The sequence below is a fragment of the Halobacillus litoralis genome (genome assembly GCF_009856355.1).
In the GTDB taxonomy this organism is placed as follows: domain Bacteria; phylum Bacillota; class Bacilli; order Bacillales; family Halobacillaceae; genus Halobacillus; species Halobacillus litoralis_B.
The window spans coordinates 638,857-659,451 of the sequence record NZ_WMEW01000001.1; the positions used below are offsets into that span (position 1 = coordinate 638,857).

The window sequence follows — 20,595 nt, forward strand, 5'->3', positions numbered from 1 at the left end:
CTTTCAGCTGATTTGTCCACTCAAGTCCAGATGATCACGAATCACTAATTCCTGAGGGTAGGTCGTGAAGCGCTCGCTGCCGGTTTCAGTGACCCGGAACGTTTCTGATATTTCAATTCCATCCGTATCAAACCAAAGTGCCGGAATGAGATGGAAGGTCATATTCGGCTGCAGCACCGTCGGATCATCTCTTCGGATGCTGGCCGTATGCTCTCCCCAGTCCGGCGGGTAGTTCATGCCGACAGAATAACCGAGACGGGCTTCTTTCTCATATCCGTATTTCTTGATCGTATGCCGCCACACTTCTTCAAGCTCCCCGCAGGTGACCCCCGGCTTAGCAGCATCCAGGACGGTCTGGATACCTTCCAGGACAACAGGAGCCACCTGTTTCATTTTCTCATTCGGCTGGCCGATGGATACCGTTCTTGCGAGAGGCACATGGTACCGTTTGTAACACCCTGCAAGCTCTATAATGACGGCGCTCCCCTCTACAAACGGCCGGTCCGTCCACGTTAAATGTGGGATCGAGGTGTGATCCCCGGTCGGAAGCAGGGGCACGATGGATGGATAATCCCCGCCATATTCGGGGGTGCCTTTTACAAGATGGTAGTAAATCTCCGCCGCCGTATCACACTCCCGCACTCCGGGACGGACACTTTCCACTCCTTGAGTCATTGCAAGATCAGCGATCCGGGCTGCCCGCCTCATATATTCAATTTCCTGGTCTGACTTGATCATTCTCACTTCGTTAACAAGCAGAGAACCATCTGTAAAAGAAGCGTCCGGAAGACCCTTCTTCAGTCGTTCCAAAGCCATACCTGTAAAGTAGTAATGATCCATCTCCACACCAATTCGCCTCTTCCCCTGACCGATCTGACGGATAATTTCCGCTGCAAAATCCATCGGATGGTACACCGCTGAATGAACATAGTAATCCGGATAGGCAATTACATTATCGTCGTAAATCCACGTCGTTGCTCTGGCACCACCGGCATCCTGGTATCGTCCGATCCAGAGCGGCTGAGGTTCATCAATCAAAATAACGAGCATTTGATGGACATAAAACGACCACGCATCATAGCCGGAGAGATAATTCATATTGGCAGGATCCGTAATCAACAGCACGTCGATCCCTCTGTCCGCCATGTTTCCTTTGACGGCCTGCAGACGCTTCTGGTACTCCAAAATGTCAAAAGGAAGAACCATTCCATCCCCTCCATCCGAATTGTCGGAATTTTAAATCTTTATTAAGTCCATTGTATTCAACAGGATTTTTTTATGTAATGTAAAAATTGTATGAACTTTCAAGGTTGTCTTTGCTACACAATGGACACGGATGTCCCTGTAAGTGTTATGCTCTTTATAAATGTTTGTAGGAGGATGATCCATGACGTACAGTTATATCTCTCACCTTTACTGTCCGAAATGCTCGAAAACCTACTGCACCTCAGAAACTCACCATCTATGTACATGCGGCTCACCACTGCTTGTGAACTATGATTTGGAAGCGCTGTCTGTTTCCTGGACAAAGGAAAGCCTTAAAGAACGAAGCCCGGATCTCTGGCGCTATCATGAGCTCCTTCCACTTCAGGACCCTTCCCATCGTGTAACACTGGGAGAAGGGATGACACCGCTGCTCTCCCTGCCTGTTTTAGGAGATGACATGAACATCGGCCGGCTGGATATGAAAGATGAAGGCGTTATCCCGACGGGGTCTTTCAAAGCCCGCGGCGCCGCTGTAGGAGTATCTAAAGCCCGCGAACTCGGTGTCAGGGAACTAGCCATGCCGACCAACGGCAATGCCGGGGCAGCGTGGTCCCTCTATGCCGCCCGGGCGTCCATCATTCCCACCATCGTGATGCCGGTCGATGCACCGAAAATTACACGGAATGAATGCGCGGTCTCGGGAGCACGACTCTTCCTTGTCAACGGCTTAATCAGCGATGCGGGACGAATCATATCCCAGGCTGTCAAAGATCCGGACATCTATGATGTATCCACACTGAAAGAACCATATAGAATCGAAGGGAAGAAAACGATGGGGCTGGAAATCGCGGAACAGACGGGGTGGAAGCTTCCGGATGTCATTTTGTATCCTACCGGAGGCGGAGTCGGTTTGATCGGCATTTATAAAGCGATTCGGGAACTGCAGCAGCTGGGCTGGGTGGAAGATGGAAGGATGCCGAGACTTGTCGCTGTTCAATCAGAAGGCTGTGCTCCTATTGTGAAGGCCTGGGAAGAGGGACGGACAGAATCCGATTTCTGGGAGAATTCAGAAACGATGGCATTCGGAATCAATGTCCCTAAAGCGATCGGTGATTTTCTTGTGCTGGATGCGGTATATAAGTCCAACGGCTGTGCTGTTGCTGTATCTGAATCGTCGATTTTGGAAGAACAGCAGCGGGCTGCCCAAATGGAAGGAACATTTGTGTGCCCGGAAGGAGCGGCATCATTTTCCGCTGCCAGAAAACTGCGCCGGGAAAACTGGATCAAAGACGGGGAGCATGTCGTCGTATTAAATACCGGAGCCGGCATCAAATACCCGGATACCGTAAATCTGGATATACCAGTCCTTCAACCTGGTGACGTTTTGGAAAAAAAGGTATGATGAACATATTCTTAAAGAAAGCAGGGATCCTATGGAACGCATACAACTAGCAGAAGACCTCTCTTATTCACGCATTGTACACGGACTATGGCGTTTAGCCGACTGGAACCAATCAAAAGAAGACACGCTTGATTTGATCGAATTCAACCTCGATCAAGGCATCACGACTTTCGATCATGCGGATATTTATGGGGGCTACACGTGTGAGAAGCTTTTCGGTGAAGCACTCAGCCTGAAGCCATCTCTCAGAGACCAAATGGAAATTGTTACGAAGTGCGGCATCGTTCTTCCTTCTGAAAACCGGCCTGACCATAAGACCCATCACTACAATACGACGAAAGAACATATCATACGATCGGTGGAACAGTCCCTTACCGACCTTCAGACAGACTACATCGACACACTATTGATCCATCGTCCGGATCCGTTCATGGATCCTGCATCCACAGCTGACGCTTTCATTCAGCTGCAGAAAGAGGGAAAAGTACGTACCTTCGGTGTATCCAACTTCAAGGATCATCAATGGCAGATGCTTGAATCCTATCTGCCGTTTTCTCTCGTAACCAACCAGCTGGAGCTTTCCGCCTACCAACTGGAAAACTTTCAAGATGGTACGTTGAACCTTTGTCAGCAGAAACGCGTCGCACCTATGGCCTGGTCCCCTCTGGCCGGCGGTGAAGTCTTTACATCCACCGAGGAAAAAGCCGTGCGCCTGCGCACCACGCTGAAAAAGATCCAGGAGGAAATCGGCGCAGAGGGCATTGATGAAGTTATGTATGCATGGCTTTTGAACCACCCTTCCCGGATTATGCCGATCGTAGGCTCCGGGAAAAAGAACCGGATTTCCGGTGCTGTGAGAAGTCTTGATTACACGCTCAATCATGATCAATGGTTTGAAATTCTTCAAAGCTCCATGGGCCACGATGTGCCGTAATTCATCCGAAGACGTTTGATTATCATAAAAAGACCGGAACGACGCTTATCATCACGTCGTTCCGGTCTTTTTTCACCTCTATAACTCTGACACAGCTCTCCGGATGTCCGCCGCCTGCGTAATGGCGGATATCACGGCTGTTCCGGAAGCTCCGGCTTCTATAACTTCGTGTGCGTTTTCCGTCGTAATGCCTCCGATACCGACGACAGGCATGTCCGGCTGCTTTTCTTTTAATTCCCTGATCCACTTTGTACCGGAAACGGGGTTGGCATCCTTTTTACTCGTTGTAGGAAACACAGGTCCTGCACCGAGGTAATCAACAAGCTCGACTGGACTGTTCTCCCATTCCGTTAAATCGGATACCGACAGACCAATCACCGCGTGAGGATGAGCCTCACGGATGGCTTTCACATGTTCGTCCGACTGACCGACATGGATGCCATCCGCGTTCAAACAGCGGAAAAGCTCCACGTCATCATTCACGATAAATAGAACACCGGCAGCTTCACACCGCTTCTGCAGCGCTGCTGCCAGCTGATATTTTTGATCCCCTTGAAGGGATCCCTCTCCTTTTTCGCGGAATTGGAAAGCGGTAATTCCCGCAGCCACCGCTTCGTCCAGAATGGATAGTGGATCCCTGTCACAGTCCTGACTTCCCATTACCAAATACTTTCTAAGCTGCTGTTCCAAATTCACCGGCCCACCTCCTCTTCTGCTCCGAGGGCATCTATAAACGCAGGCACAAACGTCCCTGAACCTGATACATGAGGAAGGGAAGCTGCATGTTCGGCCGCTTTTCCAAAGTAATAGAGACCCGTCTGCACGTTTACCACTCTGTCCCCCGGGAGGGAAAGAAACGCAGTGAGTACGGCCCCAAGCAGACATCCGGAACCTGTGACTTTTGAAAGCCACTCATGACCTGTGTCGTTTTTAAATATTTCCCCGTTATACCCGACGACATCGGTTTTCCCAGTACAGACCGCCATCGTCTGATAGACTTCTGAAACCTTGAGGACAATCTCTTCTGTATTCGAAGCTTCTCCAGAATCAACGCCCTTCGTCTCGACTTTCTCTCCAGCAAGGAAAGCGAGTTCTCCCGCATTGCCTTTGATCACATCAACATTAACCGTCGACAATATTTTCCGGCAGGCTTCTGCTCTGTAGGAGGTGGCAGCCACTCCCACAGGATCCAGAACGACAGGGACGCCGGCCTCATTCGCCGCTTTTCCTGCCTCCAGCATCGCTTCCACCTGGTGCTCGTTCAACGTGCCGATATTCAACAGAAGGCCGTCTGCTAAACGAGCGACATCACCGGCTTCCTCAACGGCATTCGACATAATCGGAGAAGCGCCGAGAGCAAGCAGACCATTGGCCGTATAATTCATGACGACCGCATTGGTAATATTATGAATTAACGGGCGTTCGCTCCGCAGCTGCTGGATCAACGTTTGTGTCATTGGTTAAAAACCTCCTGACGTACAGCAAAATGATTGGTCGGTCCATCCCCTTTACCAAGATTGAAAGAATGGCGGATGGCCTCTGTAACAAAATGCTTGCCCTTTTCCACCGCTTGCGCAAGCGGATACCCCCGGCTCATATAAGCGGCTATAGCGGCCGAGTAGGTGCAGCCTGTACCGTGGGTGTTCGCTGAGTCGATGCGTTCTGCTTCGAAGGTGTGCAGCTGGTGCCCGTCATATAAAAAGTCGACCGCTTTCCCTTTTAAATGCCCGCCTTTTACAAGCGCAGCACCGGCCCCAAGTTTCTCTACAATCTCCACAGCCGCTTCCTTCATGTCTTCTTCATTATCGATCTGCTTATTGAGAAGTGTTTCTGTTTCTGGAATATTCGGGGTTACAAGAGTTGATTCCGGAACGAGATGCCTCTTCAAATATATCTGTTCCTCCTGCTCCACGAGCGGGTCTCCACTCTGGGCAATCATAACGGGGTCCATAATATACGGGGCATCCACCGTCTGCATCCAGTCTTTAATGACCTGCATCATTTCCTTATTGGCAATCATCCCTGTTTTAACAGCGTGAACCGGCATGTCTTCACTGACAGCGAACAGCTGTTCACGTATGAAGGCATCCGGGAGATGGTGTACATTTTTCACTCCTGTCGTATTTTGAGCGACGACGGAAGTCACGACACTCATCCCATAGCTCTGCAATTCCTGGAACGTTTTTAAATCAGCTTGTATACCGGCTCCTCCACTCGGATCCGTGCCGGCAATGGTTAATACACATGCGGGTTTCATTGAACCACTTCCTTCCTGTTTTTCTATTTCCACGCATTAGGACTGCAGCAGAGGGCTTTTGATCTTCACCCTTGATAAAATAAACACAGCAATAACAGCTCCGGATAGACTGCTCACCAGAAAAGACGGCAGAAATGCAAAGACCGCAGCCGAACTTCCCATGAACCAGTTGGCGAGAGGAACGGCCGCCAGAGCACCGATCACACCTGTACCAAACACCTCCCCTGTTGCTGCAGAGGATGTACGTGCATAAAGCTTGTAAAATACACCGGCACTAAACGCACCGATCATGCCTCCCGGAAAGGCCAGAACAGTTCCAAGCCCAAGCAGGAAACGAAGCAGACCGATGACAAAAGCAACGGCCACCGCAGGCAGCGGGCCGAGCACGACTGCAGCAATAACATTAACGGCATGCTGGACCGGGTAGGCTCTCGCTACTCCAGCAGGAAACCATAAAAACTGGGAACCAAGTGTCCCTATCGCCACAAGCACGGCCATAAATGTAAGGATGCGGGTCTTATTCACGATTCCACTCCTTCCTTGAAATAAAATAAAAACCAGGTCCACCGGGGACCTGGTTTTGATAGAAGAAGTCGATCATTTATGATCATCTGACTACTTCCCTCCGCTGGTATTAACCAGATCAGGTACATAAGAGTCAGAAAGCGTTCATGCTTTCCTCTCAGCCTCTTCAGGCTCCCCTAGTAGTTTCGAAATCTATTCATTTGGCTTTCATTCATCATAACAAAGCTGGTTGAATCTGTCATCACCCCGGTGCTTTACAGACGTCCAAAGGGTTCTTAAGAGGATGTGCGGTCAATGGGGAGCAGGCTTTTCTACTTTTTTCAGTAGCCATAAACGTACACTGAGCTCCAGCAAAAATAAATCGTCCGCATCCAACAGGGACAGCCCTGTCAGCTGCTCAATATTTCTAAGCCGGTGAAGCAGCGACTGCCGGTGCAGGTTGAGCGCTCTCGATGTCTGACTGACATTACTGTTGTATTTATTATAGACCATAAAGGTGTGAAGAAGCTCCGCCTGCCTCTTTTGATCATAGTCAATAAGAGGCTGCAGGGTGTCCTGGACGATCTCTTCAATTTCTCTTTTATGTGACAAAGCCATCAGAAGCCTGTTCATTCGTGTCTCCTTGAAGAATGTCCGGCCGCCTGCTTCATTCTGCTGCCCGCCCATCTGCAGAGCCGTCTGTGCTTCTTCGCAGCTCTTATGGAAGACTTGGCAGCCGTCTTTATGACACGAAATCCCCCATTGGATTGTGACACCGGCCAGCAATTCGAACAAACGCCTTTCGACAAGGTCCAGAAATTGGTTCGCCGCTTCCTCACTGCCTTCTTTATCGGCTTCCAAAAAGATAATGACTCTTTCTTCATCAAAGGTCGTCATCACCTGCCGTCCAACCATATGGCCGGCATAGGCGGCCTCTTTTTGGATGTAATAGTTGCGGCTCTGCAGAGAAGACGAAGGGGGAAGCTGTCCATCGTTTCCTTCAGAGCGGCTTATCGGCTGATGGAACAGCACCTCTCCGACAAAACAGACATAAGGCTTCTCCAAGTCATACCCGAGAAGACCGGCTTTCGCCAGCAGCTGCTTGTCTATACGCTGCTCCCGTTTAGCCAGATCCAAAATAAAGTTATCTTTCAGGCGGATTTCTGTCATTTCAATCGCATTTTCCTTCACAAAATAAAGGGCACAGGCCGTCAGCGTGTGCTCAAGGATCGTCATCATCTCTACTGTTACCTCTTCATCCTCCTCAGGCTGGAACAATAAATACCCCTGTTTTTTATAGTTGGATAAAATCGTGAGCTGATAACAGCGTTCCTCACCAATCTGATAAGTTTCTATAAAATGGGTGAGCGGGTGCTCCAAATCAAAAGGATCCTCGATTAAGGCGACATCCACGTCCCTTCGTCCGTTCAATGCTTCAATCAAGGATGAATCAAAATGCTGGTTGGCCCGGATATGCTTCAAATGGTCGCTGATAGCATTGGGAAGTCCGGTGTGTTGATAAAGGATCGTTGTAATTTCCTGGAGTCCCTTTCCATTCAGGACACAGTTGATCAACTCCTGACGGATCCCTTCCACATGCCTGTGAGCCTTCTGCTTCTCTTCATTGAGCAGCTGGAGCACGCCTTGGAGAATGTCTGCAAACCGTACTTCCCAGGGGATCTCCACCAGCACGAGCTCATGTTGTTCAGCAAGTGTAATGATACGGTCAGGGATTTTAAACAGATGACGGCCTGTGGCAAAAGCGAGGATAGAAGCATCAGACCGGATGACATCCTCCACGTAGGTCTCCAGGACCGTTATATCCTCCCCGCACCCTACGCCCGTACTGAGAACAAATTCATTGTTTCTCACAAAATTTTCAACAGGGGTCTCTATGACTGAGATCCACTCCACATCGCGCTCATACAAGGGTGTCTGCACTTTCGCACTCTTCAACACCGGCAGCTCCAACACCTCTTCAACAGGTACACCCATCCCCACTCCCCCTTTTTCAGCTGTCCATCCACGTCTTAACCGTATGTGTATCTACATTGTTTCCCGTGATGATAAGGACAACAGGCCCTTCAGGAATCGGTTGATCCAGCAGATAGCCCGCTCCAACCGCTGCTGCCCCTTCTACAACCATTTTATGATGATCAAGGAGGCTGTATAAACCTTCTTTAATGCGCTCCTCAGGTAAAAGAACTCCTTTATCCATCAGGGAACGGGTCATAGAAAACGTATAGCGGTTATCCTCTCCAATTCCCCCAAGCAGACTGTCGGCCAGCGTATCTTCTTCCTCCAGCGTGACGACAGCCCCTTTTTTCAGACTCGTCTGCATGACGGCGCTCCGTTCCATAGTCACCCCTGTGATCGAAATCGCCGGGTCCGCCTTTTTCAGGACTAAACCAATACCGGACAAAAGCCCGCCTCCTGACAGGGGGATAACCACTTCCCTGACATTTGGAAGCTGCTCCATCAATTCAAGTCCAATGGTTCCCTGCCCGGCAATAACCGCTGGGTCATCAAAGGGTTCGACGACCGTCATTCCTTTTTCTGCCTCCAGTTCTCTGCACCGCACAGCAGCCTCATCCTGACTGACACCTGTCTGTTCAACAGCCGCCCCCAGACGCTTCAGCCGCCCAAGCTTTGCTTCTGGAACACGATGGGATAAGCAGACCGTACAGGGGATGCCCATCCGTCCGGCTACATACGCGGTGGCAATGCCGTGATTGCCCGTAGAAAACGTTGTAACGCCCCGCTGTTTTTCTTCGTCTGTTAGAGATAGCAGCTTGTTGGCCGCCCCGCGTATTTTGAAAGACCCTGTGGGGTGGGACTGTTCCAATTTCAAATACACCGGCTGGGCGGCATGACCCGAGAGAAACTCCGAATAAACCAGCGGTGTCGGTTTTACGATGCTTTCCATACGTTTCCTTGCTATCCAAACATCCCGTAAATTCAGCGCTTCCAAAGAACCCCTCCCTGCCAATAAATGAAAAATTCTGATTATTATCCATTATAGGGGATGAACAGATGTCCAGAAAAGGGGCCTGAGGTGGAATCTTATAGAATTCCTCCACAAAGAAGCTCTCCTGTAAAAGGAGAGCCTTATAAAATCAGGACGACTTTTTCTTCCCGGATGTCGTCGTTTTTGTCCGTGTGGTTTTAGTCTTCCGCTTTTTCGTCGTTCCTTTAGTTTTTTCAAGGGATTTCTCAAGCGCATCCATAAGGTTTGTAACATTATCCGCTGCAGGCTTGTCCTTCGCTGTTGTAACCTCTTCATTGTTTTTCTTCGCTTCAATGAGTTCCATCAGGGCTGTGCGGTAGTCATCTTTATATTTTCCTGCATCAAATTCGCTCGTCAGCTGATCGATCAGTGTAACGGCTGTACTCAATTCCTTTTTACTCAAATCGGATTCTTCCGGGACATTGGGGACATCCTGGACACTGCGCACTTCATCCGGATAATGGATCGTTTCCATCACCAGTGTATTCTCATACACCCTTAATACAGCCAGCTGCTCCTTCGATCGTATGATGATTTTGGCAATTCCGATTTTCCCTGTATCCCCGAGCGCCTGGCGCAGAAGGCTGTAGGCTTTGGACCCGCCTTCGCTGGGAGAGATGTAATAGCTGCGTTCAAAATAAATCGGATCGATCTCCTCCAGCTTCACAAAGTCCAGGATTTCAACCGCTTTATCTGCCTGTTCCTTCTTCAGCTGCTCCAAATCCTCCTTGTCCAATACGACAAACTTATTTTTGGCACTCATAGGCCTTTACAATTTCGTCATTTTCGATGTCACGGTCACAGACAGGGCAGCGTTTTTCATATTCCACAGGGGAATGACATTCTTCATGCAGCTGTCTCAGCTTAATATCTTTATTCTCTGTTGCTGCGTGCAGCTTCACAGGAATATTGACCAGTCCGAAGCTGATTGTTCCTTTCCACATCGTGTGCATGCTTGATGCTCCTTTTTTCTTTGGCTCTGTTAAAGTCTGTTGTTGATATTTTAAACGATTACTAAATCGTCTCCGTCGAATCAGGGGTCTGGTCCATTATTTACTCAGGGCATGGGATGGCAGGGAAAACCGTCCGCTTTCCGCAGGGAACGATGAGCCTCCTCGAACTCCAAGGCCGCCTCATACAAATCCCATGACAGAAAGGGGTGATAGGAGATCACATGTTCAATAACAACACCAAGCTGTAACAGAGCCTTTTCTTTAGCTTTTACGTTCTGAATGAAAATATGTTCCGGGCTGCAGGGACAACCTAAGGAAAAAGGAGGAACCATATGAAACGTCCGATGCTGCTTACCTCATCCGATGAACTGCCTGAAGATGGCGAGTGGATCTTTGAACCGAAGTACGACGGCTTCCGGGCGTTCCTGGAATTTTCTCCAGAAGGCATCCGTCTGATCAGCCGGAACGGTAAGGATTTAACAGAGAAGTTCCCCGAAATATGCAGCGCCGTTCCTCCTCCCGGGACAGCCCCCTTTACGTTGGATGGGGAAATCGTCATTTTGAATACAGCCTTTCAAGCCAATTTCAAACTTCTGCAGAAGCGGGGGCGCCTGAAAAATCCAGAGAGCATTCAAAACGCAGCGAAGGAGCGTCCCGCTTTGTTCATGGCTTTTGATTTCGTGCTCAAAAGAACTCCTTTAGAAAAAAGGAAACAACGGTTAACCGAACTGCTCGACAAATGGCAGCACGCGGGAGTCCAAGAAATCGGGACTTATCAACATGTGGATAAACTGAGGGATCTTATACATCTCCACCTTGGAGAAGGGATCATCGCGAAACGGTGCGCCAGTCCCTATCGATCCGGGGAACGTACGCAGCACTGGCTGAAGTGGAAACTGTGGAAAACTGCTTCGGTATTTCTCACACACCTTGACCCTTCGAATGGATATGTGGATACAGGTGTGTATAACGGGGAACAAGTTGTCGCAGCTGGACGCTTCAAACATGGTCTTTCCAATGATAAAGCAGCCACATTACGACAATTTTTTAAGGAGAAGGGAAAAAAGGAAAAAGGTTTGTGGACACTGCCCCCCAGCGTATGTGCTGATATCCACTGCTTAGGAACGGAAAACGGAGAGTTCAGGGAACCAGCGTTTCACCAATTCCGCTTCGATCAAACACCAGATGAATGCACAGAACAGAAGATGACTTGGGATGTAAGTTTGTTTCCAGACCATTTCGAGCCGACAAACCTTGAAAAAGAGCTGTTTCCCGGCAGCACCAAGCGGGATTATCTCGTGTACATCCGTCATATGGCTCCCTATATGCTGCCTTACATGAAAGAAAAGAAGTTGACCATCATCCGCTTTCCTGATGGAATCCACAACGATTCCTTCTTCCAGAAACACCGGCCGGATTACGCTCCGGAATCTCTGAAGCTTTGGATGGAGAAAGGGGAGCCATTTATGTTGTGTGAAGAGCTTCATGGCCTGCTCTGGCTTGCAAATCAGGGAGCCATAGAATTCCATCTTCCTTTTGAGAAAGCGGGAGCCGTTCATCCGGATGAAATCGTTCTTGACTTGGACCCACCGGAGAAAGAAGCCTTCCCCCTATGCATAACAGCCGCTCAACTCTGCCGGAAATGGCTGGATGAACTCGGCGTCATCAGTTTTGTTAAGCTCTCCGGAAGCAAAGGGATGCAGCTGCATATCCCTTTACAGGAAGGGGATCTCAGCTATGAGGAAACACGGGTCATCACCGAAACCTTAGGCCGGCTTCTTGTGGAGACAAAACCAGACCTGTTTACAGTGGAGCGGTTAAAAAGAAAGCGGGGCAGCCGCCTTTATATCGACTCTGTCCAACACGGGAAGAACAAAACCATCATCGCCCCCTACTCCCTGAGGGCCAAGGATAACGGTCCGGTTGCTGCCCCCCTGTACTGGGAAGAAATCGATGAGCATTTGAATCCTCGCTCATTTACTTTGGATAATATGCTGGAAAGGCTGCAAGTAAGAGGAGATCCATTCCAAAGCTACGAAAAAGCCAGAACGCTCCAGCCCATCGATCAAATCAAAAAATTCCTCGACCATTAATGTCGGATATTGCCCGGGAAATGAAGATAAACCATAGGGTATTTTGTTACAAACCCGTCTCCTGATGAAATATTCACAATGAGGCGGGTCTTTCCTTGCTGGTCCATGTTATGTAGAGGCTTTGGAGAAACAGGAGGTTCCCACGTTTCTCCAAAGCCAGTGAACCGGTATGGGCGGACCAAAATGCCTGCTTACGCCTTTAAAACTTGTTTACGGGTGAAGACAGCGAGTAGAACAGCTACAAGCATTTCGGCAATGGGAAGCGACAACCATACACCCGCAGCTCCTAACCAATCAGGCAGCAGCCACAACAGCGGAAGGATGAATACAAAGCTCCGCAGGACGATAATCGTCGTTGAAGGGCGGATCTGTCCTACCGACTGGAAATAAGTCATATAAACAAAGTTAAAGCCAAGGAACAGGTAGCCGGTAAAAAACAGCCGGATGCCGTTCACTGCCAGCTCTTTTACTTCTGCGGACTCCACGCCGAACAAGGAAACGAGCGGCTTGGCAGCTAAAACTCCAAGGATAATCAAAATGAGGCCGAGACCTGCAGCTGTCCGTTCCCCCATTTTCACCGAGTCCTTGATTTTATCCCTGCTTCCTGCACCATGGTAGTAACTGATCATTGGCTGAAGAGCCGACTCAATGCCGAAGAAGGATAAAAACATAAAGCCGTGCAGGTAATTTACTACGGAGAAGGCGGCGACACCTTCCGTTCCAAGTAATGCCCCTATGGCTATATTGTATCCCGCCACAAATACGAGAGTCCCCGCTTCCGCAAGAAAACTAGGAAACCCGATGGTCATAATCTCCCTAAGGAGTTTCCATGACCATAGAAAAACCGGCTTGCGTAAATGAGTGTTTTTCTTGAAAAAGTGAAGGAAGAGCACCAGCAATCCTGCAACACTTGCCAGTACTGTCGCTAATGCCGCCCCAAATACCCCTTTTTCCAACAGGAAGATCATATAGTAGTTCAGTCCAATGTTCACTATGGCAGTCACTCCCAGCGCCACCATAGACAGGGTAGGACTGCCATCGTTCCGGACAAAGATGCTGAGGAGCTGCTGAAGGGCAATCAACCAGCCCAGCAGAAATAAAACGGTCAAGTAATCGACGGTAGGAGCAAACGTATCCGCATTAGCTCCCAGCATATAGGCGATCGGCTCAATAAAGAGGTATCCAAGCGTCCCGATCACAGCCAGGATAACGAGAGAAGATGCGGTGGAAAGCGAAAAGACATTCCTCGCTTTGTCAGGCTCTTCGCGGCCGATATGCATGGAATAGATCGTCCCGCCTCCAATTCCGATCCAGAGGGAAATAGAAAAGATCAAGGAAAAGACCGGCATGGCCAGGTTGACACCAGCCAGTCCTTCTTCCCCTACACCGCGGCCGACAAATATCCCGTCGATCAGGATATTGATAGACATCAGCATCATTCCGAATAATGCCGGAAAGAAATATTGAAAGAAAACCTGTTTGACTGGTTTGGTTTTCAAAGTCTCATGGGTTTCACTCATCTTCATGACCTCCTGCATCTGTTTGCAAGAGAAAGTATAAACCTTAAAGTAACTTTAAGGTCAATCCTTTTCTGTGACGGGAATTTGAATCCAGGTCACATATGCAGCGGAATCGTTGGTCACGGATTCGTCCAGAACTGCCACTTCAAGAGGGGTTCCGGATACCTGCCGCCCATCCTCCTTCAACTGCCTCATCATGACGGCATAGCTTTCCTTAATGGTTTCGTAAGGTCCACGGTGTGGATAGCAGGCATAGGTCCCTTCGGGAAGATGCGGACTTCCGGCTGTTTCCTGTTCCTTGGAAATAAATACGAACACAGCAAAGTATTTCGCCGGCCCTTCTCCATGAAGACTGTCCATATCCACCATCGTTCCCATATCGCCGGTGAAAAAGCCGTCGTACCCTCCGCCAGCTGAGGCCAGGTCTTCCAAATCCTTAAGAAAAATCGCATCCGACTCGACAAAAAGATCCACCGGTTGATCGTTATACAAATAGGTAATCGGTCGTTCAGGAAAATGCCGGTAAACGAACGAAGGAGATTGACGGAGATGCAGCCCTGTTTGAATGGTCTCAATTTTGCTTTGAATCATAGCCGAGACTTTCTGCAGTCTTGCCATTTCCTTTTCCGTCTCCTCTTGTTTCCGTTCCAGGAGCTCTTTCGTATTTTCAGCCGTCCGGTTTGCCAGCTGGTGCTGGATATCATCAATGGAAAATCCGTTCTTTTTCAGAAATATAATGGTATCCAATACGACAAACTGCTCGAAATTGTAATAACGGTACTGGGTTTCCGGGTCAACATATCCAGGCTGAAACAAGCCGATCCGATCGTAATACCTTAACGTAGAAGCAGAAATTTGAAACAACCGGGCCATTTCCCCGATTCGAAAACGCCGCTTCACAGGCATCTCTCCTTCCCTTTCTTCTCTCTTCCTATGTTATATCACATCCCAGCCGTATGACACGGATATCCGGGTCGTTGTCTCCATTAGAAAAGGGTGCCTTGATCAGGGGCACCCTCTACCTTTCTACTATTCTGTTCCTTGATTAACGGTTTCCCTCAGCTTGAACTTTTGAAGCTTCCCACTCGCATTCCTTGGCAGCTCGTCCACAAATTCATAGCGTCTCGGCCGCTTATACCGGGCCAGCTGCCCACCTGAAATACAGAATTCATCCAGCTCCTTTTCGGATAAGGCAGGATCTTTTCTGACGATATAGGCAGCTACGCGTTCTCCCCAGAGCTGATCCGGTTCGCCGATGACAGCAGCATCGAGGACGCCCGGGTGGGCGAATAAGCAGTCCTCCACTTCTCTTGAATAAATGTTTTCCCCGCCGGATAGAATCATATCCTTCACGCGGTCACTTACCCACAAATACCCGTCTTCATCAAAACAGCCGATATCACCGGTGTGGTACCAGCCTTTATATAGGGCTTCCTTCGTTGCTTCCGGATTGTTATAGTATTCCTTCATCATACTCGGTCCCCTCACGATAATTTCCCCGAGTTCCTGCGGTTTGCAAATCTCATTGGGTTCTGCGGGACCCTGTTCATTTGTCCGGACGACCCGGATGTCGTGATGGAAAATCGGCCTTCCCGCCGATCCGGCTTTCTCAATCTGCTCGTGATCGAACAACGCTGTAATGGCCGGCCCCATTTCAGTCATGCCATACGCCTGGACCAGTTCAATTCCAAGAATTTCATGCAGTCTCAAGGTCAGGGCAGGAGCCATTGGCGCCCCTCCATACAACCCTTGTCGGAGGGTCGAAAAGTCTTCATGGGAGAAATCTTCCTGAAGCATCATATTCCACATCGTTGGTGCAGCGAAGAACGTCGTGATCTGTTCTTCTCTTACGGTTCCGATTACTTCTGCTGCATCAAAGTGATGGACAAGGACGTTGGATGCACCGACCATCACGCGTGGGAAGAAGGCACAATGCAGTTCCGCGCAGTGGAAGATAGGAGCAGCGGTCATCCCTCGATCTGTTTCCTGAAGATGCATGGACGCCGCTATAATGAGCGCTTGATCCACCATATTCCTGTGCGTATGAATGACGCCCTTCGGCAGGCCGGTCGTTCCTGATGTATACATGATTGCATAGGGGTCATCCTCCCGCACTTCACAAACCGGCGGGCGTTCCACCACCTGTTCCATACGATCATAATAATGAGATGCAAAGGTGAAATCTTCATCAATAGACCAGAATTCCACTCCCGGCAGGCCACCAGCCACCGGCTCCACTTGAGGAGCTGTCGCTTTTTCAAAAAGCACAACCTTCGGACCGGCGTCTTTCAAAATGAAACGGATTTCATTCTCAGTCAGACGGAAGTTAATAGGATTGAAGACAGCGCCGATCTTCATACAGGCAAATAAAATCGTAGCGAATTCGACTGTGTTGTACAACACAGTGGATACTTTATCCCCCTTCTCCACTCCGGAAGCTGCCAGAGCTGCTGCTGCCCGGTTCACTTCATCCTCCCATTCCTTGAACGTCCACCGCATTCCGAGACGAACATCCACAAGGCCTTCTTTTTCCGGATACTTAGCGACCGTCTGCTCAAACATACTTTTTAATGTTGGTCCCATTTTATCGACTCCTTTTCGTTTTTACCCGTGGCTTTTATGCCGGTTTATCAGGGGAATCCGGGGCACTGCGGGACTACTTGGCCGGCATGCGTATGGCTCCGTCCAGACGGATCACCTCCCCATTCAACATGGAATTTTCTATGATGCTTACAACCAGATTGGCAAATTCATAAGGCCTTCCCAGACGCTTCGGAAACGGGGTCATCTGACCGAGGCCTTCTTTTACTTGTTCAGGGAGGTTATCAAACATCGGTGTTTCAAAAAGCCCCGGGGCGATCGCCATGACCCGGATACCCCAGCGGGCCAGTTCTCTTGAAACAGGAAGGGTCATTCCTGCCACGCCTCCTTTTGATGCACTATAGGCCGCCTGACCAATCTGTCCTTCAAAAGCGGCAACAGAGGAGGTATTGATCATGACGCCCCGCTCCCCATCCTCCGCTGCTTCATTTTTCTGCATCACTCCAGCAGCCAGGCGGATGACATTGAAGGTACCAATCAGATTGACTTGGATGACCTTTTGGAAAGATTCCAGAGAGTGGGGCCCGTCCCTGCCCGTTACTTTTTCAGCTGTAACGATGCCGGCACAGTTGATCACCGCCTGAATACCTCCAAACGTCTCCACACCCTTCTTAAGCGCCTGTTGGACTTCTGCCTCAGATGTCACATCCGCCTGGATAAAGAGCGAACGGCTCCCCAGTTCACGGGCCAGAGCCTGCCCTTTCTCTTCATTCTGATCGACGATAACCACACCGCCGCCCTGCCGGATAAGTTTCCGGACCACAGCTTCTCCCAGTCCGGAAGCTCCACCTGTAACAAACGCCGACGCACCCGATACATTCATGACCGTCCTTCCATCCTTTCAATGACAGTCGCATTAGCCATGCCGTGTCCTTCACAGACGGCAATCAGCCCGTACCGTTTATCCGTTCGTTCTAATTCGTGAACCAGGCTCGTCATCAGCTTGGCTCCGGTCGCCCCGAGCGGATGCCCCAAAGCGATCGCTCCGCCATTGACATTTAATTGTTCGTGGGAAACACCGGTTTCTTTCATCCAGAACATAGGAACAGGAGCAAAAGCTTCATTGACCTCAAATACATCCACATCCTCTATGCTCAGACCGGCTTTCTTCAACACATGATAGGTCGCCGGTACAGGACCTGTAAGCATGAGTGTTGGGTCGGATCCGACAACCGACCGGGCCGTAATTTTCGCTTTCGGCTTCAGCCCCAGCTCAGCCGCTTTCTGCCTCGACATCAGGAGAAGGGCTGCGGCTCCGTCACTGATTTGACTGGCATTTCCCGCTGTAATACGTCCGCCCTCCTGGAAAGCAGGCGTCAGTGTGGATAAGGTTTCCTCAGACGTTCCCGGTCTGGGCCCTTCATCCCTGTCGATCTTGCCGGCGGCTGTTTCCACGGGCATGATTTCCTGTTGGAAGTATCCTTCTTGGATGGCTGACAGCGCCCGGCGGTGGCTTTCTGCTGCGTAGGCATCCAGGTTTTCTCTCGTAAGCTGCCACCGCTCTGCTATTCTTTCAGCTGAGATCCCCTGATTGATCATGTCAAAGCGTTTCGTCAGCGTCTCATTGAACGCCACGCCTTTCATGTTTGAAAACATCGGAACACGGGACATGCTTTCAACACCACAGGCAATGACAACATCCATATCGCCACAGGCGATGGCCTGTGCACCGAAATGAACGGCCTGTTGGCTGGAGCCGCACTGGCGGTCAAGGGTCACGCCCGGGACTTCCACAGGAAACCCGGCTGTTAAGGCAGCGATTCTCGCAATATCGCCGGCCTGCTCACCCACCTGGGAGACACACCCTGCAATCACGTCCTCCACAGATTCCTTTTGAATACCGGCTCGTTCAACGACTTCGCTTAAAATACCGGCAAGAAGGATATCCGGGCGTATGGAGCTTAAGACGCCATTTCTTTTTCCTACAGGTGTTCGAACCGCTTCAACAATCACAACTTCATTCATCCTTCGATCCTCCTAATCCCATCTTCTTCGCAATAATGGTTTTCATTATTTCATTGGATCCTGCATAGACGGCCGTGACAGGAGCATCACGAAACCTTCTGGCAATTTCATACTCTTCCATATATCCATAGCCCCCGTGAAGCTGCATACACTCCAGGGCTGTCTTTTTCACCAGCTCTGTTGTCCACCATTTGGACATCGATACTTCCTTTACGACATCCTCTCCCTCCATATGGGCTTCAATCGTCCGGTTCAGGAAGGTACGGCCGATTTCAATTTCTGTATGCAGCTCCGCCAGCTTGAACTGGGTATTTTGAAAGGCAGCGATCGGTCTCCCGAAAGCCCGGCGCTGATTGACGTAATCCACGGTAATCTCCAGCATCCGTTCGCATGCGGCAATGGCTCCGATGCCTACGATCAGCCTCTCCTGCTGCAGCTGATTCATTAAATAATAAAATCCTTCCCCCTCTTTTCCCAGCAGCTGGGAAGAAGGAACGACGGCATCTTCAAAAATCAGCTCCGCGGTATCCTGGCTGTGAAGGCCGATTTTTTCAAGCTTTCTTCCCCTTGAAAAGCCGCTCATCCCCCGCTCAACGACGAGAAGACTGATACCCTTGTGTGGAGGTGACGCATGAGGGTCTGTCCTGCAGACGACGACAACTAAATCCGCATGGATGCCATTCGTGATAAATGTCTTTTCTCCATTGACGATATAATGACCGTCTTCCTTCACCGCTGTCGTACGGATGGAAGCCAGATCCGAGCCTGCCCCCGGCTCTGTCATGGCAACAGCCGTTACCATCTCCCCTGTCACACACTGCGGAAGCCACCTCGCTTTCTGCCCTTCACTTCCATAGGCTTCCAGGTAAGGCACAACGATATCATTGTGAAGGCCGATACCAATTAAGCCTGTGCCTATCTTTTCAAGCTCTTCGTTAATGATGACGGAGTATCCAAAATCGGCGCCTGTACCCCCATAGGATTCATCAAGCCATGGACACAAGTAACCCTGTTCCCCCAGCTTTCTCCAAAAGGACCGGGGAACTTCCCCCTTCGCTTCCCATTCGTCATAATAGGGGAGAGCTTCCTTTTTCAAAAACTTTCTGAAGGAAGTCCGGAGCATTTCATGTTCATCCGTTATGTATCCCGCTTTCATGTCCACCCTCCCTGCCTGTTTCTAAGCACCTAGTTTCTTCCCTCCTCCTTGTTTTTCCTGCCTCAACCGGAAAACGCTTACAAAAAGTTGTTTTTCTGCTTGAAATGACAAAAAAACCAGCCCGGATCAGGCTGGTTTTGTTCATTATTCTATTACCTTTTTAATGGCCGCGGCTACGCCGTCCTCAACATTGGACTTCGTCACAAAAGCCGCCTCATCTTTGACCACCTGCTGGGCGTTGCCCATTGCTACACCAAGGCCCGCTTCCCGGATCATGGCTATGTCGTTCATGCTGTCGCCGACAGCCATGACGTTCTTCATATCCAGCTCCAGCCACTGGCACACTTTCAACAAGGCAGCTGCCTTGTTGACGCCGACCGGGTTCACCTCGATATTGGTAGGACTTGAATTCGTCACTTCCAACGCATCATTGGCCTGGAGCTCATCCAGGATCACTTGACGGACCTCATCATCTTCGATATCGAAACCGAATTTGAGCCAGTCGTAGTCTTCAATTTCACTGTCAAAAGGATTCTGCGTATTATACAGCCCCTGAACCGTTGATGACCAGAAATAAAGGCCGTGCTCCTGTTTCAATTCCCACAGACGATTCACGTGGCTGTGATCAAGCTTTGTCTGATCCACCAATTCGTAATCATGATTGTAAATCTCTCCACCATTAATGGTGACAATATACGATGAGCGGCCAAGCGCTTCAGAAATATGCCGGCACCGGGAAAGGGAGCGGCCTGTGCTCAAAACAACATGAATGCCCTTCTCCTTCGCCTGTTTCACCGCTGCAGCATTGGCTTCTGACACTTCACCGTCGTGATTTACCAATGTTCCATCAAGATCAAGTGCGATTAATTTAATATCTTCTGCCATTATTCTCACGTCCTCTCTATATCCACTCTTCATTCTAATATAAGGCCGGCCCGCTTACAATTCACACCTTCCGGAACAGGCATGATTAACTCCATACCACATTGGGTATGGT

At 49.7% G+C, this 20,595-nt stretch carries 17 protein-coding genes, 1 pseudogene and 1 riboswitch; of the genes and pseudogenes, 3 read left to right on the top strand and 15 right to left on the bottom strand.

The window, feature by feature from the left end; translation table 11 throughout:
- Positions 1 to 3 precede the first annotated feature (3 nt).
- On the bottom strand, positions 4 to 1,206 hold the full coding sequence (locus GLV97_RS02945; protein ID WP_160837167.1) for a M24 family metallopeptidase: 1,203 nt from the start codon (positions 1,204 to 1,206) through the stop codon (positions 4 to 6).
- Between the two features lie 181 nt (positions 1,207 to 1,387).
- On the opposite strand from GLV97_RS02945, the gene GLV97_RS02950 reads away from it, so the two are divergent.
- Positions 1,388 to 2,608, top strand: coding sequence for a threonine synthase (locus GLV97_RS02950; RefSeq protein ID WP_160837169.1), 1,221 nt, complete (start codon positions 1,388 to 1,390; stop codon positions 2,606 to 2,608).
- A 31-nt stretch (positions 2,609 to 2,639) separates the two neighbouring features.
- On the top strand, positions 2,640 to 3,542 hold the full coding sequence (locus GLV97_RS02955) for an aldo/keto reductase (protein ID WP_160837171.1): 903 nt from the start codon (positions 2,640 to 2,642) through the stop codon (positions 3,540 to 3,542).
- Positions 3,543 to 3,620: 78 nt separating this feature from the next.
- Here GLV97_RS02955 and thiE read toward each other — a convergent pair whose 3' ends face one another.
- From thiE to GLV97_RS02990, 7 genes and pseudogenes are all read right to left on the bottom strand, one after another.
- Complete coding sequence (gene thiE / locus GLV97_RS02960; protein ID WP_160837173.1) at positions 3,621 to 4,238, bottom strand: thiamine phosphate synthase; 618 nt, start codon at positions 4,236 to 4,238, stop codon at positions 3,621 to 3,623.
- Complete coding sequence (gene thiM / locus GLV97_RS02965) at positions 4,235 to 4,999, bottom strand: hydroxyethylthiazole kinase (RefSeq protein ID WP_160837175.1); 765 nt, start codon at positions 4,997 to 4,999, stop codon at positions 4,235 to 4,237. The genes thiE and thiM overlap by 4 nt, the downstream gene beginning before the upstream one ends.
- Complete coding sequence (thiD, locus tag GLV97_RS02970; protein WP_160837177.1) at positions 4,996 to 5,799, bottom strand: bifunctional hydroxymethylpyrimidine kinase/phosphomethylpyrimidine kinase; 804 nt, start codon at positions 5,797 to 5,799, stop codon at positions 4,996 to 4,998. Before thiD ends, thiM begins: the two co-directional genes overlap by 4 nt.
- 36 nt (positions 5,800 to 5,835) lie before the next feature.
- Positions 5,836 to 6,324 (bottom strand): energy coupling factor transporter S component ThiW, encoded by a 489-nt coding sequence (thiW, locus tag GLV97_RS02975; protein WP_160888953.1) that lies wholly within the window; start codon positions 6,322 to 6,324, stop codon positions 5,836 to 5,838.
- 78 nt (positions 6,325 to 6,402) lie between these two features.
- Positions 6,403 to 6,512, bottom strand: a riboswitch (TPP riboswitch).
- 103 nt (positions 6,513 to 6,615) lie between these two features.
- Positions 6,616 to 8,298 (bottom strand): PucR family transcriptional regulator, encoded by a 1,683-nt coding sequence (locus tag GLV97_RS02980; protein ID WP_160837181.1) that lies wholly within the window; start codon positions 8,296 to 8,298, stop codon positions 6,616 to 6,618.
- A 16-nt stretch (positions 8,299 to 8,314) separates the two neighbouring features.
- The gene (locus GLV97_RS02985) at positions 8,315 to 9,274 is read right to left on the bottom strand and encodes a pyridoxal-phosphate dependent enzyme (protein ID WP_306462691.1); all 960 of its coding nucleotides are present in this window, start codon (positions 9,272 to 9,274) and stop codon (positions 8,315 to 8,317) included.
- 145 nt (positions 9,275 to 9,419) lie between these two features.
- Positions 9,420 to 10,263: pseudogene (locus GLV97_RS02990) on the bottom strand (Ku protein).
- A gap of 332 nt (positions 10,264 to 10,595) precedes the next feature.
- Between GLV97_RS02990 and ligD the strand changes: the two are divergent.
- Positions 10,596 to 12,356, top strand: coding sequence for a DNA ligase D (gene ligD / locus GLV97_RS02995; protein ID WP_160888954.1), 1,761 nt, complete (start codon positions 10,596 to 10,598; stop codon positions 12,354 to 12,356).
- A 191-nt stretch (positions 12,357 to 12,547) separates the two neighbouring features.
- Here the strand turns inward: ligD and GLV97_RS03000 are convergent, their stop codons facing one another.
- From GLV97_RS03000 to GLV97_RS03030, 7 genes are all read right to left on the bottom strand, one after another.
- Positions 12,548 to 13,876 carry an MATE family efflux transporter gene (locus tag GLV97_RS03000; protein ID WP_160888955.1) on the bottom strand — a complete coding sequence of 443 codons (1,329 nt, stop codon included), beginning with the start codon at positions 13,874 to 13,876 and terminating at the stop codon, positions 12,548 to 12,550.
- A gap of 60 nt (positions 13,877 to 13,936) precedes the next feature.
- The gene (locus GLV97_RS03005; protein WP_202409704.1) at positions 13,937 to 14,782 is read right to left on the bottom strand and encodes a MerR family transcriptional regulator; all 846 of its coding nucleotides are present in this window, start codon (positions 14,780 to 14,782) and stop codon (positions 13,937 to 13,939) included.
- Between the two features lie 123 nt (positions 14,783 to 14,905).
- Entirely contained in the window at positions 14,906 to 16,459 is a 1,554-nt protein-coding gene (locus GLV97_RS03010; protein WP_160888956.1) for a long-chain-fatty-acid--CoA ligase, read from the bottom strand.
- Positions 16,460 to 16,532: 73 nt separating this feature from the next.
- Positions 16,533 to 17,300: a 3-hydroxyacyl-CoA dehydrogenase gene (locus GLV97_RS03015; protein WP_160837192.1), complete on the bottom strand. Its 768-nt coding sequence runs from the start codon at positions 17,298 to 17,300 to the stop codon at positions 16,533 to 16,535.
- Positions 17,297 to 18,442: a thiolase family protein gene (locus GLV97_RS03020; RefSeq protein WP_160837194.1), complete on the bottom strand. Its 1,146-nt coding sequence runs from the start codon at positions 18,440 to 18,442 to the stop codon at positions 17,297 to 17,299. Before GLV97_RS03020 ends, GLV97_RS03015 begins: the two co-directional genes overlap by 4 nt.
- Positions 18,435 to 19,598 (bottom strand): acyl-CoA dehydrogenase family protein, encoded by a 1,164-nt coding sequence (locus GLV97_RS03025; RefSeq protein ID WP_160837196.1) that lies wholly within the window; start codon positions 19,596 to 19,598, stop codon positions 18,435 to 18,437. Before GLV97_RS03025 ends, GLV97_RS03020 begins: the two co-directional genes overlap by 8 nt.
- Positions 19,599 to 19,742: 144 nt before the next feature.
- The gene (locus GLV97_RS03030) at positions 19,743 to 20,483 is read right to left on the bottom strand and encodes a Cof-type HAD-IIB family hydrolase (protein WP_160837198.1); all 741 of its coding nucleotides are present in this window, start codon (positions 20,481 to 20,483) and stop codon (positions 19,743 to 19,745) included.
- Positions 20,484 to 20,595 lie beyond the last annotated feature (112 nt).

Coding starts and splice junctions, on each gene's coding strand:
- GLV97_RS02950 (WP_160837169.1), top strand. CDS start 1,388: ATGACGTACAGTTATATCTCTCACCTTTACTGTCCGAAATGCTCGAAA.
- GLV97_RS02945 (WP_160837167.1), bottom strand. CDS start 1,206: ATGGTTCTTCCTTTTGACATTTTGGAGTACCAGAAGCGTCTGCAGGCC.
- GLV97_RS02955 (WP_160837171.1), top strand. CDS start 2,640: ATGGAACGCATACAACTAGCAGAAGACCTCTCTTATTCACGCATTGTA.
- GLV97_RS03015 (WP_160837192.1), bottom strand. CDS start 17,300: ATGAATGTATCGGGTGCGTCGGCGTTTGTTACAGGTGGAGCTTCCGGA.
- GLV97_RS03000 (WP_160888955.1), bottom strand. CDS start 13,876: ATGAGTGAAACCCATGAGACTTTGAAAACCAAACCAGTCAAACAGGTT.
- GLV97_RS03025 (WP_160837196.1), bottom strand. CDS start 19,598: ATGAAAGCGGGATACATAACGGATGAACATGAAATGCTCCGGACTTCC.
- GLV97_RS03020 (WP_160837194.1), bottom strand. CDS start 18,442: ATGAATGAAGTTGTGATTGTTGAAGCGGTTCGAACACCTGTAGGAAAA.
- ligD (WP_160888954.1), top strand. CDS start 10,596: ATGAAACGTCCGATGCTGCTTACCTCATCCGATGAACTGCCTGAAGAT.
- GLV97_RS02980 (WP_160837181.1), bottom strand. CDS start 8,298: ATGGGTGTACCTGTTGAAGAGGTGTTGGAGCTGCCGGTGTTGAAGAGT.
- GLV97_RS03010 (WP_160888956.1), bottom strand. CDS start 16,459: ATGGGACCAACATTAAAAAGTATGTTTGAGCAGACGGTCGCTAAGTAT.
- GLV97_RS03030 (WP_160837198.1), bottom strand. CDS start 20,483: ATGGCAGAAGATATTAAATTAATCGCACTTGATCTTGATGGAACATTG.
- thiM (WP_160837175.1), bottom strand. CDS start 4,999: ATGACACAAACGTTGATCCAGCAGCTGCGGAGCGAACGCCCGTTAATT.
- GLV97_RS03005 (WP_202409704.1), bottom strand. CDS start 14,782: ATGCCTGTGAAGCGGCGTTTTCGAATCGGGGAAATGGCCCGGTTGTTT.
- thiD (WP_160837177.1), bottom strand. CDS start 5,799: ATGAAACCCGCATGTGTATTAACCATTGCCGGCACGGATCCGAGTGGA.